This window comes from Streptomyces sp. NBC_00726, from assembly GCF_045161735.1.
Classification (GTDB): Bacteria; Actinomycetota; Actinomycetes; order Streptomycetales; family Streptomycetaceae; genus Streptomyces.
On sequence record NZ_CP108983.1, the window covers coordinates 1,662,958 to 1,679,030 of the forward strand.

Sequence of the window (16,073 nt, forward strand, 5' to 3'; positions counted from 1 at the left end):
AACGGGGCCCGGCGGGTGTGCCGGGCCCCGTTCGTCGTGTGCGTCAGGTGGTGCAGCCGCTGTCCGCGATGACGAAGTAGCCGGCCGGGGTCTCCTTCAGGGTGTGGCTGACGAAGACGTTGTACAGGCCCATGTTCTCGTCGGAGCCGTTGGCGTAGACGTATCCGCCGGACATGTGCGCCCGGCCCGCCATGACGTGGGCGTAGTTGGTGGCGGTGTAGCACTGCGCGGGGTCGGGGTCGCCGGGGTCACCCGGGTCCCCCGGATCACCCGGGTCGCCGGGATCGCCCGGGTCGCCCGGTTCGGTGCCGTCGTCCAGGCCCCAGAAGACGCCCGTGTAGTACGTGGAGCAGATGGTGTTCAGGAAGTACGCGGCCGTCGAGCCGCACTGCCGGTCGCCCGAGCCGGGGCTGACGGGCAGGCCGTGGCCCATGCCGGAGACCGAGTACATCTCCACCGCCGGCTGCCCGGAGGCGTCGTTGTAGACGGTGCGGGTGGTGCTGCCGGGGAGGCTGTCCGTGGCGGACGGGGTCTGGCTGATGCCCCACACATTGGTCCACTGGTCGCGCAGGGCCGTGGCGTTGGCCGGGTAGACCGTGTAGTCCGAGGTGCCCTGCCAGATCGCGACCCGGGGCCACGGGCCGCTGTAGCCGGGGTACGCGGAGCGGACCTTGTCACCCCACTGCGCGGGCGTCAGGCTCTGCGGGCCGTACTGACAGGTGGACGCGGCCGTCTGGCTCGTCGCGCACTGGGCGGGCAGCCCGGAGGCCACCGAGCCGCCCGCGAAGACGTCCGGGTAGGCGGCGAGCAGGTCGGCGGTCATGCCGCCGCCCGCCGAGAGCCCGGTGACGTACACCCGGTCCGCGTCGGAGCCGTAGGTCTGCTTCGCGTAGTCGACCATCTGCACGATCGACGCGGCTTCGCCCTTGCCCCGGGTGTCCTCGTTCGGGTCGAACCAGCCGAAGCAGGACAGCGCGTTGTTGGCCGAGGTGGTCTGCGGGAAGACGACGGCGAAGCCCCACTCGTCGGCGTACTCGGGCCAGCCGGAGTTGGTGTAGTACGCGTCGGCGGTCTGCGTGCAGCCGTGCAGGGCGACGACCAGGGGGGCGTTCGCGGGGAGTCCTGCGGGGGTGTACGCGTACATCTGGAGGTTGCCGGGGTTGGAGCCGAAGCCGGTCACCTGCTGGAGGCCGGCGGCAGCGGCGGCGGGCTGCGCGGTGGTGACGCTCAGCGTCGCCGCGAGCAGGCCGAGGACGGCCGTCGCCGCGAGGCGGCGGACGAGACGTTTCAGGATCGGTGGGCGCACGGGTGCTCTCTCCCTGCCGTGGGGGTGTACGGGTTGCTGCCGGAACCTACGAGCGGCACCGGCCCCCGCCCATGGGACCGGTGGCCACACCCGGGCCCCCGCTGTGTGCCCCGACGCCCTTGCGCGACAGGGCGCGGCGAGGGACCCCGGGCACCGGCCCCCGCCGGTCGCGCCCCGGCGCCCGCCCGGGGACCCGCACCATGTACGCCCGCACCATGCCCCGGTACGCGGGTGTGTGCACCGACGCCGTGTGACGCGGGGCCGCGCGTACCTACGGTGACGGCCATGGAGACTTCCCGCAGACCGGATCACCAGCCCGCCGCCCCCGCGCCCGGCGGCCCCGCGCAGGCGCCCGCAGAACCCGTCCTGGCCGGGCGCACCGCGCTGGTGACCGGGGCGGCGAGCGGCATCGGACGGGCCTGTGCGCAGGCGCTCGCCGCCGCGGGTGCCCAGGTGCACGTCGTGGACCGGGCCGCCGAGGCCGCCGAGCGGCTGGCGAAGGAGATCGGCGGGACGCCCTGGGTGGTGGACCTGTCCGAGCCCGACGTCGTGGACACCCTGCCCGCCGATGTGGACGTGGTCGTCAACAACGCGGGCATCCAGCACGTGGCGCCGGTGCACGCGTTCCCGCCGGACCGGTTCGCGCTGATCCAGCGCGTGATGGTGGAGACCCCGTTCCGCGTCTTGCGCCGGACCCTGCCGGGCATGTACGAACGCGGCTGGGGGCGCGTGGTCAACATCTCGTCGGTGCACGGGCTGCGCGCGAGCCCGTACAAAGCGGCCTATGTCACGGCCAAGCACGCACTGGAGGGGCTGAGCAAGGTGGTCGCGCTCGAAGCGGCGGAGCACGGGGTGACGAGCAACTGCGTCTGCCCCGGCTATGTGCGCACCCCGCTGGTGGAGAACCAGATCGCCGACCAGGCCCGCACGCACGGCATCTCCGAGGACGAGGTCGTCGGGCAGGTCATGCTGGAGCGCAGCGCGGTCAAGCGGCTGATCGAGCCGGCGGACGTGGCCGAGGCGGTCCTGTGGCTGTGCGGCCCGCGCACCGGGCACATCACCGGCTCCTCGCTCTCCATGGACGGCGGCTGGACCGCGAACTGACCCGCCTGCCCGAACCCCGAGGAACACTGGACGCCATGCCTGAACCGCTCCCCTCCGCCGCGCCCCACCTCCGGCGCCTGTTCGGCCTGCTGGCCGACGACGCCCCGGCCGAGGCGCTGGGGGCGGTCTCCTCGCAGGCGCGGGCGGACGGGGTGCCCGCCGAGGAGCTGGCGGAGGTGGAGCGGGCGACGGCGACCGCGCTGCGGATCAGGAGCGCGCTGCGCCAGCACCGGCGGCGCGAGGCCCAGCTGACCGCGCTGTTCGACACGGCGGGGGACCTGGCGGCGTCGCGCGACCTGGACGACGTGCTGAAGGCAATCGTGCGGCGGGCCAGGATGCTGCTGGGCACGGACACCGCGTATCTGACGCTCCCGGACGAGGAGGCCGGGGACACCTATATGCGGGTCACCGACGGCTCGGTCTCGGTGCTCTTCCAGCGGCTGCGGCTCGAACTGGGCGAGGGCCTGGGCGGTCTGGTGGCGCAGACGGCGAGCCCTTACGCGACGCCGGACTACCGCACCGACGAGCGCTTCCGCCACACCCGCAACATCAACGCCGGGGTGCTCGACGAGGGCCTGGTCGCGATCCTGGGCGTGCCGCTGCTCCTCGGGTCGAGCCGGGGCGGTACGGGGAAGGTGATCGGCGTCCTGTTCGCGGCGGACCGCTCGCCCCGGGTGTTCAGCCCGGACGAGGTGGCCCTGCTCTGCTCTCTGGCGGCGCACGCGGCGATCGCCATCGACACGGCCCGGGCGCTCGCCGACACCACGGCGGCGCTGGCCGAGCTGGCGGAGGCGAACGCGGAGCTGGCCGAGGCCAACGCCTCGGTGCGGGCGCACTCGGCGGCCATGGCGCGGGCCGAGGAGTCGCACGACCGGCTCACCGACCTGGTGCTGCGCGGCCGGGACGTCAAGGACGTGGCGGCGGCGGTCGCCGGGCTGCTCGGCTCGCCGCTGACCATCCACGACCCGGGCGGCCGCCCGCTGGCCGCGGTCCGCCCGGACGGTACGGGCTTCGCCGCCGACAGCATGGACGCCGGCTGGCTGGCGGAGGCGGCCGAGGAGTCGCGTACCGGCGCCCGGGCGGTGCACCGGGACGGGCGGGTGGTGTGCGCGGTGCTCGCCGGGCAGGAGCTGCTGGCCGGGCTCGTCCTGCACCGGGTCCGCCCGCTGGACGACTCGGACCGGCGGCTGTTCGAGCGGTCTGCGGTGGTGACGGGGCTGCTGTTGCTGCTGCGGCGCACGGTGGCCGAGACGGAGAACCGGATACGCGGTGAGCTGATCGCGGACCTGCTGTCGGACCCGGCCCGGGACCCGGCCGGGCTGGCCGAGCGGGGCCGCCGCCTCGGTATCGACCTGGACCGCCCGCATCTGCTGCTCGTGGCGGAGACCGGGGCGCGGGAGCGGCTGGCCCCGGCCGCGATGCGCTTCCTGTTCGGCGGCGAGCACCAGGGCGTGAGCGCCGAGCACGCGGGCACGGTGGTGCTGCTGACCGAGGACACCGGTACGGGTGCGGGGGCGGCGGCCCGGGCGGCGGCGGCCCAGCTGGGGCAGCTGGCCCAGGCCCCCGTCACGGTGGCGGCCGCCGGTCCGGCCCGGGGCCCCGGGGAGCTGGCCGCCGCCCATGCGGAGGCGGCGCGCTGTCTGCGGGCGATGCGGGTGCTGGGGCGGGCGGGCGAGGGCGCGTGCGTGGAGGAGCTGGGGTTCCTGGGCGTGGTGCTGGGCAACGCGCAGGACGTGGACGGCTTCGTGGCGGCGGCGCTGGGGCCGCTGCTGGAGTACGACGCGCAGCGCGGCACGCATCTGGTGCGGACGCTGAGCGCGTACTTCGGGGCGGGCGGCAGCCTGATCCGGGCCAAGGACGAGCTGCACGTCCATGTGAACACGGTGGTGCAGCGCCTGGACCGCATCCAGGTGCTGCTGGGCCAGGACTGGAACGAGCCGGACCGGGCGCTGGAACTACAGCTGGCCCTGCGGCTGCATCTGCTGTCGGGGGCGGACCGGCCCTAGGGCGTGCCGCCCGGCGGAAGCCCGTAAGGTACCCGGCGGAGTGCGGACGCACCCCTGCCCGCCTCGTACAACGCTTCGACGGGCTGGGGAGTCTTCCTTGTCCGACCTCCCGCGTTCCCGCACGTCATCTGGAGTTCCCGAATGCCCCGATTCAGCGTTGTCGTCCCTGTGTTCAAGGTGCAGGGATATCTGCACGCGTGCCTGGACTCGGTGCTGGGGCAGTCGTTCCGGGACATCGAGGTGATCGCGGTGGACGACCGCTCGCCGGACGCCTGCGGGGCGATCATCGACGAGTACGCCGCCCGCGACGCGCGCGTCAAGGCGGTGCACCTGCCCGAGAACGTGGGCCTGGGGCGGGCGCGCAACGCCGGGCTGGAGCACGCGCGGGGGGACTACGTCCTCTTCCTGGACAGCGACGACTCCTACACCCCCGGCCTGCTCCAGGCGCTCGCGGACCGGCTCGACGCGGCGGGGGACCTGGACATCCTGGTCTTCGACCATGTGCGCACCCACTGGTACGGCAAGGGGCCGCGCAGCCAGACCGCGGACCTGGTCGCGCGGGCGGGCACGGACGTGTTCCGCGTCCAGGACCGGCCCGAGTTCATCGAGCTGTTCCTGGTGGCCTGGAACAAGGCGTTCCGCCGGGAGTTCTTCCTGAAGGAGGGCTTCCAGTACGCGCCGGGCCTGTACGAGGACGCGCCCGTCTCGCATCTGGCGATGGTCACGGCCGAGCGCATCGGCTGCCTGGACCGGGTCGGCGTCGAGTACCGCCAGCGCCGTCACGGCGCGATCACCAAGACGCCGGGCCGCCGGCACTTCGACATCTTCGAGCAGTACGAGGGGCTGTTCGCGGCGCTCGCCGAGCGCCCCGGACTGGCCTGGGCGCACAGCCTGCTGTTCGGGCGCGCCATGGACCACATGCTGTTCGTGCTGAAGCGCCCCGACCGGGTGCGGCCCGCCGACCGCAAGGACTTCTTCGCTCTCACCGCGGACTTCTACGCGAAGCACCTGCCGGCCGGGTTCACGCCGCCGGGCGGGGCGGTCGGGGCCGCCATGCGCGCCCTGGCCAAGCGGTCGTTCGGCACCTACCGGGCGACCGAACTCGCCGTCCGGGCCAGGCGGAAGGGCCCGAAGAAGGTCCGGCGGATCACGGCGAAGGCGGGCGAGCGGGCGGCCGAGCGCCTGTACGGCGTGCACCGCAGGCGCCCGCTGGACCCGAATCTCGCCGTGTACTCCTCGTACGGGGGCGGGCTGCCCTCCTGCAATCCGCTGGCCGTCTTCGAGAAGGCGCGGGAGCTGGCCCCGGAGGTGCGCGGGGTGTGGCTGGTGCGCGCGGAACTCGCCCGCGAGGTGCCCGAGGGCATCGATTACGTCGTGCACGGGTCGCGCCGCTACTGGGAGGTGATGGCCCGCGCCACGTACTTCGTGAGCAACGGCGACTTCCCGGACGGCATCGTGAAGCGCCCGCGCCAGGTGTACGCGCAGACGCACCACGGCACTCCGCTCAAGCGCATGGGCCTGGACCGCAGGTCGTATCCCGCCGCCTCCCGGAACCTGGACTTCGGCCGGCTCCTGGAGCGGGTGGACCAGTGGGACCTGAGCATTTCCGCCAACCCGCACTCGACGGCCCAGTGGGAGCGGGTCTACCCCGGCACTTTCACGTCCCTGGCCGCGGGGTATCCGCGCAACGACCGCTACTGCACGTCCGGCGCGGAGGAGGTCGCCGCCGCCCGGGCCCGGCTCGGCATCGCCCCCGGCCGGACGGCCGTGCTGTACGCGCCGACCCACCGGGACTACCGGAAGGAGTGGACGCCGCCCTTCGACCCGGCACGGCTGGCCGCGTCGCTGGGCGAGGACTTCGTCCTGCTGGTCCGGCCCCACCCGCTCGACGGCCGGAGCCCGCACCTGGCCGAGCTCGCCGGGTGCGACGGCGTCATCGACGTCTCCCGCCACCCCTCGGTCGAGGACCTGTGCCTGGCCGCGGACGCGCTGGTCTCGGACTACTCGTCCGTGATCTTCGATTACGCCAATCTCGACCGCCCCATCGTCATCCACGCCGACGACTGGGAGACGTACAACCAGGTCCGCGGGGTCACCTTCGACCTGCTCTCCGGCCTTCCCGGCGACACTCCGGGCCCGGTCACGGCCACCGAGGACGAGCTGGCCGAGGTCTTCCGGAGCGGCCGCTGGCGCGACGCCGATTCGGCCGCGCTGCGCGCCGCGTTCCGGGAGCGGTTCTGCCCGTACGACGACGGGCACGCCGCCGAACGCGTCGTGCGCCGCCTCTTCCTCTCGGAGGAGGGCCCGGCGCCGGTCCCGCTCGCGCGGCGCGCTCCGGCGCCCGCGCCCGTCCGGCTCTAGGCCGGCGGGGGGTGCGGGGCGCGGAAGGTGAAGGCGTCGGGGGTGGGGCCCTTCGCGCGGAGGAGAGCGACCCGGTCCATCGCCTCCGCGACGCCCGGGCGGTGGCCGGCCGGGACCCACCACAGGGCCATGTGGTGGTCGGCCAGCCGCTCGAACCATTCGCGGCGGCGGGCCATGACCCTCAGGTGATCGCTGCGGTACACGTACGCCTTCAGCGCGTCGACCGACTCCCAGACCGAGCAGTTGAACAGCAGCAGATCGTCCTCGCTCTCGGGCCGCAGCCCCGTCGCGTCGGCCCCTTCGCCGTCCACCATCCGCCAGACGAAGCCGGGGGCGCGGTCGGCGAGGGCGTTGATCTCGGGGAGCTGTGCGACGAAGTCGGCGAGCTGGGGGCTGTCGAGCGGGGCGAGGATGCGCCCGACGTTGACCTGGGCAAGGTGGAAGTCGTTCACGGGCCCAAGCATGGCCGGGTGAACCTTCTAAAGTCAACGAATTCTTTTTTAGACTTCGACGGCCCCCTCCGGCCCCTCGACCGCCACGCAACACCCTTCCGGCAACGGGTCCATGACAGCACTCCACCCCTCGGGGAGCAGCCCTTCGATCCCGGCGAGGTTCATCCCGCAGACCAGGGCCGGGAACTGCTCCGCCAGCGCGTGGAACGGACAGTTGCGCAGCCGGAGTCTCCCGCGGTCCCCATACGGTTCATAGCCCCGTTCCCGCAGCGCCTCGACCGGGTCCGCCACCCCCGCCGCCTCCCCCGCGGCCCGTGCCGCCGCCTGCAACTCCGTGTCGAGCCCGGCCCGTTCGACCACCTCCGCGAGCAACTGGCTCACGGTGCCGTACGCACGCGGCGGTACGGAGACGGCGTACTCGCCGTCCGCCCGCCGGTACAGCTTGGACGGCCGCCCGGCGCCGGGTCCGGTGCGGCCGGAGAGCCGGCGGAAGGCGGTCTCCAGGAGCCCGGCGTCCACGAGCTTGTCCAGATGGAACGCGGCCACGGCCCGCGTCACCCCGACCGCGTCCGCTGCGGCGTCCCGCGTGACGTCGCCGGGGGCGGCGGCGACGTGTCGGTACAAGCTGCGGCGCACGGGGTCCCCGAGCACCGCCAGCGCGTCCAGGGCGGCATCATCACTGCTCACGGCCCCGAGTCTAGGCCGCACGTCTCTCGGGGGCGGAGCCGCGAAATCAAGCCCCTGCGGCGATTGAGCAGCGGGGTCCGGGGCAGCGCCCCGGTTTCGGGAAGGGGCGGGTAGGGGAACAAACCCCGCCCGCTAGACTGGGCCAGTCGTCACTATGCCCGTTCAGGGGGAAGCCGGTGCGAATCCGGCACTGACCCTTCCCCAAGCTCTCGGCTCCGCTCGAGCTGGGGGAGACCCCATCCCGTAAACCGCCGCCAGGCGAAAGTCGGAATGCCCTGTCCGAGTCGTGACCCGCTCACGCCGCCGGAACCCCGGCGGCCCGCCCCGTCGAGGTATACGGAGCCGGAGCCCGGTGCCGTGTGTGCCTGCCCCGGTCCCCAGGAGAGGCACCACCCGCCATGACCGCACGCCGCAGCGCCACCACGCTCGCCGTCACCGCCGCCGCGCTCCTCGCGGCCGCCGCCCCGGCCGCCGTCGCCGCGCCGTCTCCGTCGCCCTCCCCCTCGGCCGCGCTGCCCTCCGGGCTGTACGGCACCGGCGACCCGACGTACGACGGGGTGTGGCGGCAGTCGCTCGCCTTCCTCGCACAGCGGGCCACGGGTGTGACGCCGGCCGTGAAGGCCGTCGACTGGCTGACCGGGCAGCAGTGCGACAGCGGCGCGTTCCCCGCGTACCGCCCGGACGCCTCCGCGCCCTGCACCGACAAGACGATGGTCGACACCAACGCGACGGCCGCCGCAGCCCAGGCGCTGCGCGCGGTCGGCGGGCACCAGGACGCCGTCGCGAACGCGGTGAGCTGGCTCAAGTCCGTCCAGAACGAGGACGGCGGCTGGGGTTACACCGCCGGCTCCCCCAGCGACGCGAACTCCACCTCCATCGTGATCGGCACCCTCGCCCGGGCCGGCGAGAAGCTGGGCGACGTGACGACGCACGGCGGCAAGACCCCGTACGCCGCACTGCTCACGTTCTCCATCCCCTGCGGCGGCGAGGACGGCGGCGCGTTCGCCTACCAGCCCGACAAGGCCGGGAAGCTTGCCGCCAACGGTGACGCCACCGCCGCCGGTGTCCTCGGCGCGCTCGGCAAGGGCCTGGTCGTCTCGGACAACGCGGCCGTGAAGGACCCCTCCTGCCACCAGGGCTCCCCGCTCGAACCGGAGCAGGCCGCTCAGAACGGCGCCGCCTACCTCGCGACCGCCCTCGCCAAGAGCGGCCACCTCGACGCCGCCCCGATGCCCGGCGCGGAGGACAGCACCCCGCAGCCCGACTTCGGCAACACCGCCGACGCGGTCGTCGCCCTGTCCGCCGCCGGCCACAAGGACAAGGCGGCCGGCTCGGTCGCCTGGCTGAAGAAGAACTCCGCCGCCTGGGCCAAGCAGAGCGGCCCGGCCGCCTACGCCCAGCTGATCCTGGCCGCCCACGCGACCGGCGCCGACGTCCACGACTTCGGCGGCGCCGACCTCGTCGCCCAGCTGAACGCGACCGGCCCCGAGCCGGCCGCCGTGAAGAAGCCGCAGCCGACGGCCACGGAGGACGAGGAGAAGAAGGACAGCGGTGACGGCGACGGCATCGGCGGCGTCTGGTGGTTCGTCGGCATCGGCCTCGCGGTCGGCGCGGGCGCCGGCTTCCTGATCAGCGGCCGCCGCAAGAACCAGCAGCTGTGAGGCACGTCGCACGGGCGCTCGCGCTCCTGGCCGTCGGCGCCGTCCTGGCGCTGCTCGGCACGGGCGCGGCGCAGGCGGCGGGCTACCGCTACTGGTCGTTCTGGGAGGGCTCGGGGAAGGGCTGGTCGTACGCCACCCAGGGGCCGTCGCTCGTCCGGCCCGACGACGGCTCGGTGCAGGGCTTCCGCTTCGCGGTGAGCGCGGACTCGCAGGACGCGTCCAAGCCGCGCCGCGCACCCGACTTCGAGAAGGTCTGCGCCGGCACCCCGGCGAAGGACGGCAGCAAGCGCGTCGCCGTCGTCATCGACCCGGGCACCGCCGCCGACGCGCCGGACGGGGAGACGCCGCCCCCGCTGCGTACCGCCTGTGCGCGGGTCGCGAAGGACGCCAGCAGCGCGGAGGCCCTGGCAGCGGTCGCCAAGCCGCTGCGCTACGACGCGAGCGCGATGCTCTGCGCGATCTCCGGCTACCCGGCCACCGGCTGCGGCGAGCAGGTCTCCCAGACCGGCGGCGGCACGGACGGCGGCAGCGAGGCACCCACCTCGCCCACCGCCTCCGCCACGGAAGCCCACGGCGACGACGGCGGCCCGTCCGTCGGCATACTCGTCGGGATCGGCGCCGTGCTGCTCCTCGGCATCGCCGCGGTCGCGCAGGCCCGCCGCCGCCGCGGATGACCGGCTCGACGGCCGGCCGCACGGACACCGCGACACACCGGCTCCCCGCCTGGCGCGCCCCCGCCGCCACCCGCTCCAACGCGGTGCCGGCCGGGGCGTGGTGGCTGTGGGCGCTGGGCCTGGCCACCGCCGCGTCCCGGACCACCAATCCACTGCTGCTCGGCCTGCTGGTCGGGGTCGCGGGCTATGTGGTGGCCGCGCGCCGCACGGACGCGCCATGGGCCAGGTCGTACGGGATGTTCATCCGGATCGGGCTGTTCGTGATCGCGGTCCGGCTGCTGTTCTCCGTCTTCCTCGGCTCGCCGATCCCCGGCACGCACACCCTGTTCACGCTGCCCGAGGCGCCGTTGCCGGACTGGGCGAAGGGCGTCCGGATCGGCGGCCGGGTCACCGCCGAGCAGATGCTGTTCGCGCTGTACGACGGGGCGAAGCTGGCGGCCCTGCTGATCTGCGTCGGCGCGGCGAACTCCCTCGCCAACCCGGCCCGGCTGCTGAAGTCGCTGCCCGGCGCGCTGTACGAGGCCGGGGTGGCCGTCGTCGTGGCGATGACGTTCGCGCCGAACATGGTCGCCGACGTGCTGCGGCTGCGTACCGCCCGCCGGCTGCGCGGCCGCCCGACCGGCGGGGTGCGAGCCGTCCTCCAGATCGGCCTGCCGGTCCTGGAAGGCGCCCTCGAACGTTCGGTCGCCGTCGCCGCCTCCATGGACGCGCGGGGTTACGGGCGTACCGCCCGCGTCCCGGCCGCCGTCCGGCACACCACGAACGTCCTGACGCTCGGCGGACTGCTCGGCGTCTGCGCCGGTACGTACGGGCTGCTCGCCGCCGAGGGCGCCGGCTACGGGATGCCGCTGCTCGCCGCCGGTCTCCTCGCGGCGATGGCCGGGCTGCGGCTCGGCGGGGCGCGTTCGGTGCGGACCCGCTACCGGCCCGACCGCTGGGGCGTACGGGCCTGGCTGATCGCCGGGTCCGGCGCGGCGGTCGCGGCGGCGATGATCTGGGCCGGGACCGCCGACCCGGCGGCGCTGCGCCCCGGCGTCGTACCGCTGACCGCTCCCGTACTGCCGCTGTGGCCGGCCGCCGCCGTGCTGATCGGGCTCCTTCCGGCAGTGGTCGCGCCCGTCCCGCCCTCCCCCACAGGCTTCCAGGAGCAGGTGTGATCCGGTTCGACGCTGTTTCGGTGCGGTACGAGGGGGCCGGGCGCCCCACGCTCTCGGGGGTCGACCTGACGATCCCGGAAGGGGAGCTGGTGCTGCTCGTCGGCCCCTCCGGGGTCGGCAAGTCGACGCTGCTCGGTGCCGTCTCGGGGCTCGTGCCGCACTTCACGGGCGGGCGGCTGACCGGGCGGGTCACCGTGGCCGGCCGGGACACCCGGACGCACAAGCCCCGGGAGCTGGCGGACCTGGTCGGCACGGTGGGCCAGGACCCCCTGGCGCACTTCGTCACCGACACGGTCGAGGACGAGCTGGCCTACGGCATGGAGTCGCTGGGCCTGGCCCCGGACGTGATGCGGCGGCGGGTCGAGGAGACCCTTGACCTGCTGGGCCTGGCCGGGCTGCGCGACCGCCCGATCGCCACCCTGTCCGGGGGCCAGCAGCAGCGGGTCGCGATCGGCTCGGTCCTCACCCCGCACCCCCGCGTCCTGGTCCTGGACGAACCGACGTCCGCGCTCGACCCGGCGGCGGCCGAGGAGGTCCTGGCGGTCCTCCAGCGGCTCGTCCACGACCTGGGCACCACGGTCCTGATGGCGGAACACCGGCTTGAGCGCGTGGTGCAGTACGCGGACCAGGTCGTCCTGCTCCCCTCGCCCGGCGCCGCCCCGGTGATGGGGACGCCCGCCGAGGTGATGGCGGTCTCCCCGGTGCACCCCCCGGTCGTCGCCCTCGGCCGCCTCGCCGGCTGGGACCCGCTGCCCCTCACGGTCCGGGACGCGCGGCGCAGGGCCGGTGACCTGCGCGAGCGGCTGGCGGACGTGGCCCCGGGGGCGGTGGACGAGGACGCGCCCCGGCCCGCGATGCCCGACGCCCCCCTCCCCGAGCCACGCCCCGCCCCCGCCCGGAGCGCCCTCGCCCGCCTCTTCCGGCGCGCCCCGCACGAGGCCCCCGCCCCCGCCGCCACCGGCGCCCCCGCCGCCCGGGCGGAACGCCTCGGCGTCCGGCGCGGCCGCGTCGAAGCGCTGCGCCGGGTGTCGCTCACCGTCCGGGCCGGGGAGACCGTGGCGCTGATGGGGCGCAACGGCGCGGGCAAGTCCACGCTGCTCGGCGCCTTCGTCGGCATGGTCGAGCCCACCTCCGGAACCGTCCTGACCGGGGGCCTGCCCCCGCACCGGACCCCGCCGGGCGAGATGGTGCGCCGCGTCGGCCTCGTACCGCAGGAGCCGCGCGATCTGCTGTACGCGGACACGGTCGCCGCCGAGTGCGCGGCGGCGGACGCGGACGCCGGGGCGGAGCCGGGCAGCTGCCGGGCCCTGGTCTCGGAGCTGCTGCCGGGGGTGGCGGACGACACGCACCCCCGCGACCTGTCCGAGGGCCAGCGCCTGGCCCTCGCCCTCGCGCTGGTGCTCACCGCCCGGCCGCCGCTGCTGCTCCTGGACGAGCCGACCCGGGGTCTGGACTACGCGGCGAAGGCCCGGCTGGTCGGGGTGCTGCGCGCGCTGGCCGCCGAGGGCCACGCCATCGTGCTCGCCACCCATGACGTGGAGCTGGCCGCCGAGCTGGCGCACCGGGTGGTGATCCTCGCCGACGGGGAGGTCGTCGCGGACGGGCCGACCGCCGAGGTCGTGGTGTCCTCGCCCGCGTTCGCCCCGCAGACCGCCAAGATCCTCGCCCCTCAGGAATGGCTCACCGTCCCCCAGGTGCGCGCGGCCCTGGGAGGTGGCGCGTGAGCGAGGTGCTGAAGCGGGGCCGCCCGGTCCGGCTGGGCCCCCGGGCGATCGTGGCGCTGGTGCTGATCAGCGCGATCGGGATCGCCGCCTTCGGGTGGCCGCTGCTCGCGGACCGGGACTCGGGGCTCGCGCACGCGCAGGACGCGCCGTGGCTGTTCGCCGCGCTGCTGCCGCTCCTGGTCGGGGTGGTGGTCGCGATGATCGCGGACGCCGGGCTCGACGCGAAGGCGGTCGCGATGCTCGGGGTGCTGGCCGCGGTCGGGGCGGCGCTGCGCCCGCTGGGGGCGGGCACGGCGGGCCTGGAGCCGATGTTCTTCCTGATGGTGCTGAGCGGGCGGGTGCTGGGGCCGGGCTTCGGCTTCGTGCTGGGGTCCGTGACGATGTTCGCGTCCGCGCTGCTGACCGGCGGGGTGGGGCCGTGGATGCCGTTCCAGATGCTGTCGATGAGCTGGTTCACGATGGGCGCCGGGCTGCTGCCGGGGCCGGACCGGCTGCGCGGGCGCGGCGAGCTGCTGATGCTGGCGGCCTACGGGGCCGTCGCCTCGCTCGCGTACGGGACGATCATGAATCTGTACGGGTGGACGATCGTGCCGGGCCTCGCCTCGGGCATCTCGTTCCGGGCCGGGGACCCGCTGGGCGACAACCTGGTCCGCTTCCTCGCGTACTGCGCGACGACCTCGCTGGGCTGGGACCTGGGCCGGGCGGTGCTCACGGTCGTGCTGACGCTGGCGGTCGGGGCGCCGCTGCTGAAGGCGCTGCGGCGGGCGACGCGGCGGGCCTCCTTCGAGGCCCAGGTCACATTCGACGCCCCCGGCGAGTGAGGGCACCCACAGGACCTTGGTCCTGTACGAAGCGGCTTAGGAGCCGTGCACGGGGCTCGCGGGGCCCCATCGCACCCCTCGCGAGCTGCCATGGAGCGGTTTGAGGGGGTTCGGGACCTTCGGCCTTCGGTGCGAGGCGGGGTCGTAACAGGGGTCGTTGCCACGGCCGACCGGGCTCGCTAAGACTGGATCTCGTCGCCGAGCACCGCAGGGTCCTCACCATGGATCGCGGTCAACGAGCGCCGGTCAGCGCAGGATTCGGACCGAGCCGCGACTCCCCCGTTCCCCACCGTTAGGTTCCCTGTGACGTTCGCCCGTAACCTCATCGCCAAGCCCCGCACCGCCCGTCGCAAGGCCGCCGTCGCCGGCGCCTCCGTACTGCTGGGCGCCACCGGCATCGGCCTGGGTGTCTCCCCGGCCATGGCGGCCCCGGCCGCCGCACCGGCCTCCGCCGGGAGTGCCCAGGACACGGCGAAGCAGATGATCGGTGACGACGCCCAGTTCCAGTGCTTCAGCAACATCGTCAGCCACGAGAGCGGCTGGAACCCGAGCGCGACCAACGCCTCCTCCGGCGCGTACGGCCTGGTCCAGGCCCTGCCCGGTTCGAAGATGGCGTCCGCGGGCTCGGACTGGAAGACCAACCCCGGCACGCAGATCAAGTGGGGCATGGACTACATGAACTCCCGCTACGGCAGCCCCTGTGGCGCCTGGTCCTTCTGGCAGGCCCACAACTGGTACTGAGCCGGCCCGGCTTGAGCCAGTGACCCCGAAGCCCCGACCGCACCGCGGCCGGGGCTTCGGCGTGTCCGGAGCGGGCCGTCAGCGGCGCGCCGCCAGCCGGTCGAACCAGGCCACGATCTGCGGGCCCGACGTCAGATACGTCTCGTTGTGGCTAAGGTCACCCTGGTCGATGACCGGCGCCTTCACGCCCCGCCGCGCCAGATCGGCCGCGCAGCTGCGGGCGTTGGCGATCGGCACATCGGTGTCGCCCGATGAGGTGTAGAGCCGGACCGGGACGGCGGGCTTCCAGGCGCAGGTGTCGTCCTGGGCGCGGATCGCGGCGAGCAGGGCGCCGGTGGGGTGCTGGAGCTTGCGGTAGTAGGCGTCGGTGAGCAGGTCCTTCAGGGTGGCGGGGAGGGCCGGGATGATCTCCTCCTCGTAGTGACTGCTGTCGAAGAGGCCGTCGACGAGGTCCGCGTACGGCTCCCGGAACGCTTCGGAGGGGTCCTTCCACAGCGGGTGCAACCGGTTCTGCGCGGTGAGGAAGTACGTCATGTAGAAGATGCCGCTGGTGTCGTTGACGCGGCCGTCGAAGAGGGCGGGCGTCTCGGCGTGCTCGATGTCGTACGGGCCGGAGACGGGCGCCAGCGCGCGCAGCCGGAAGTGCGGGTCGGCGCCGCGCTGAAGGGCCCGGCCCAGGGCCATGGCGACCTGGCCGCCCTGCGAGAAGCCGCTCGCGTACACGTCGCCGGTGAGCGGGCGGTCCAGCCGGAGCGCGGCGGTGCGCGAGGCGCGCAGCATGTCGAGCGAGGCGCTGACGGCCGATGCGGTGTCCATGTACGGGTGGCGGCCGGGGCCCTTACCGAGTCCCAGGTAGTCCGGGGCGGCGACGGCGCGCCCGGCGGCGGCGTGCAGATAGGGGGCGTAGCGGCCGAAGTCCTCGCCGACCGAGGGGGCGTAGTCGCGGTGGGCCATCGTGCCGTGGGTGTCGGAGACCAGGTCCAGCCGGTGCGCGCCGCCGTCGGGCAGCACGAGGAGGCCGGTGGCGGTGGTGGGGCGGCCCTGCGGGGTGATCGTCGCGTAGGTGAGGCGGTAGCCGCGCACCCCGTGGCGGACGGTGTCCGTGCGCATGCCGGCCTCGGCGAGGAAGGCGGTCACCCCGGCCCGGTCATGGCGGGCGACGGGGGTGACCGCGAGGAGCGTCCCGCGCGCCTCGTGCCGGCCGGTGACCGCCGCGTCGTGGCCGGTCGCGGGCCGGGGAGCGGCGGTGGCGGGCGCGGTGCCCAGTGCGGCGAGGACCACCACGGTGGCCGCCGCGAGAAGGCGCCGAGTGCCGTGCGCCCGGGGCGAGTTGATCGCGTTGTTGTCCATGTCCACGACCGTAGGAGCGGAATCTCCGC

Annotated in this window: 13 protein-coding genes; 9 read left to right on the plus strand and 4 right to left on the minus strand. The window is 74.5% G+C overall.

What is annotated here, in order from left to right; genetic code table 11:
* Positions 1-43 precede the first annotated feature (43 nt).
* On the minus strand, positions 44-1,306 hold the full coding sequence (locus OG338_RS07430) for an alpha/beta hydrolase family esterase (RefSeq protein ID WP_405936563.1): 1,263 nt from the start codon (positions 1,304-1,306) through the stop codon (positions 44-46).
* Between the two features lie 285 nt (positions 1,307-1,591).
* Between OG338_RS07430 and OG338_RS07435 the strand changes: the two genes are divergently transcribed.
* From OG338_RS07435 to OG338_RS07445, 3 genes are all read left to right on the plus strand, one after another.
* Positions 1,592-2,410, plus strand: a complete 819-nt coding sequence (locus OG338_RS07435) for a 3-hydroxybutyrate dehydrogenase (RefSeq protein WP_405936564.1) — start codon at positions 1,592-1,594, stop codon at positions 2,408-2,410.
* A 35-nt stretch (positions 2,411-2,445) separates the two neighbouring features.
* The gene (locus OG338_RS07440) at positions 2,446-4,416 is read left to right on the plus strand and encodes a helix-turn-helix domain-containing protein (protein ID WP_405936565.1); all 1,971 of its coding nucleotides are present in this window, start codon (positions 2,446-2,448) and stop codon (positions 4,414-4,416) included.
* Between the two features lie 141 nt (positions 4,417-4,557).
* Complete coding sequence (locus OG338_RS07445) at positions 4,558-6,777, plus strand: CDP-glycerol glycerophosphotransferase family protein (protein ID WP_405936566.1); 2,220 nt, start codon at positions 4,558-4,560, stop codon at positions 6,775-6,777.
* On the opposite strand, the gene OG338_RS07450 is transcribed toward OG338_RS07445, so the two are convergent.
* Together OG338_RS07450 and OG338_RS07455 are read right to left on the minus strand one after the other, a co-directional pair.
* A complete protein-coding gene (locus OG338_RS07450) occupies positions 6,774-7,229 on the minus strand; it encodes a DUF3291 domain-containing protein (RefSeq protein WP_405936567.1) in 456 nt (151 codons plus the stop codon). The two genes, OG338_RS07445 and OG338_RS07450, sit on opposite strands and share 4 nt — an antisense overlap.
* Before the next feature lie 48 nt (positions 7,230-7,277).
* On the minus strand, positions 7,278-7,916 hold the full coding sequence (locus OG338_RS07455) for a helix-turn-helix transcriptional regulator (protein ID WP_405936568.1): 639 nt from the start codon (positions 7,914-7,916) through the stop codon (positions 7,278-7,280).
* A 398-nt stretch (positions 7,917-8,314) separates the two neighbouring features.
* Between OG338_RS07455 and OG338_RS07460 the strand changes: the two genes are divergently transcribed.
* The 6 genes from OG338_RS07460 (at position 8,315) to OG338_RS07485 (ending at position 14,694) form a co-directional block, all read left to right on the plus strand.
* Positions 8,315-9,577 carry a prenyltransferase/squalene oxidase repeat-containing protein gene (locus OG338_RS07460; protein ID WP_405936569.1) on the plus strand — a complete coding sequence of 421 codons (1,263 nt, stop codon included), beginning with the start codon at positions 8,315-8,317 and terminating at the stop codon, positions 9,575-9,577.
* Positions 9,574-10,251 carry an SCO2322 family protein gene (locus OG338_RS07465; protein WP_405936570.1) on the plus strand — a complete coding sequence of 226 codons (678 nt, stop codon included), beginning with the start codon at positions 9,574-9,576 and terminating at the stop codon, positions 10,249-10,251. Before OG338_RS07460 ends, OG338_RS07465 begins: the two co-directional genes overlap by 4 nt.
* The gene (locus tag OG338_RS07470; protein WP_405936571.1) at positions 10,248-11,408 is read left to right on the plus strand and encodes an energy-coupling factor transporter transmembrane protein EcfT; all 1,161 of its coding nucleotides are present in this window, start codon (positions 10,248-10,250) and stop codon (positions 11,406-11,408) included. Before OG338_RS07465 ends, OG338_RS07470 begins: the two co-directional genes overlap by 4 nt.
* Entirely contained in the window at positions 11,405-13,132 is a 1,728-nt protein-coding gene (locus OG338_RS07475; protein ID WP_405936572.1) for an ABC transporter ATP-binding protein, read from the plus strand. The genes OG338_RS07470 and OG338_RS07475 overlap by 4 nt, the downstream gene beginning before the upstream one ends.
* Positions 13,129-13,953: an ECF transporter S component gene (locus OG338_RS07480; RefSeq protein ID WP_405936573.1), complete on the plus strand. Its 825-nt coding sequence runs from the start codon at positions 13,129-13,131 to the stop codon at positions 13,951-13,953. Before OG338_RS07475 ends, OG338_RS07480 begins: the two co-directional genes overlap by 4 nt.
* Before the next feature lie 303 nt (positions 13,954-14,256).
* Positions 14,257-14,694, plus strand: a complete 438-nt coding sequence (locus OG338_RS07485; RefSeq protein ID WP_405936574.1) for a transglycosylase SLT domain-containing protein — start codon at positions 14,257-14,259, stop codon at positions 14,692-14,694.
* A gap of 78 nt (positions 14,695-14,772) precedes the next feature.
* Here the strand turns inward: OG338_RS07485 and OG338_RS07490 are convergent, their stop codons facing one another.
* Complete coding sequence (locus OG338_RS07490; protein WP_405936575.1) at positions 14,773-16,050, minus strand: alpha/beta hydrolase; 1,278 nt, start codon at positions 16,048-16,050, stop codon at positions 14,773-14,775.
* Between the last annotated feature and the right edge of the window lie 23 nt (positions 16,051-16,073).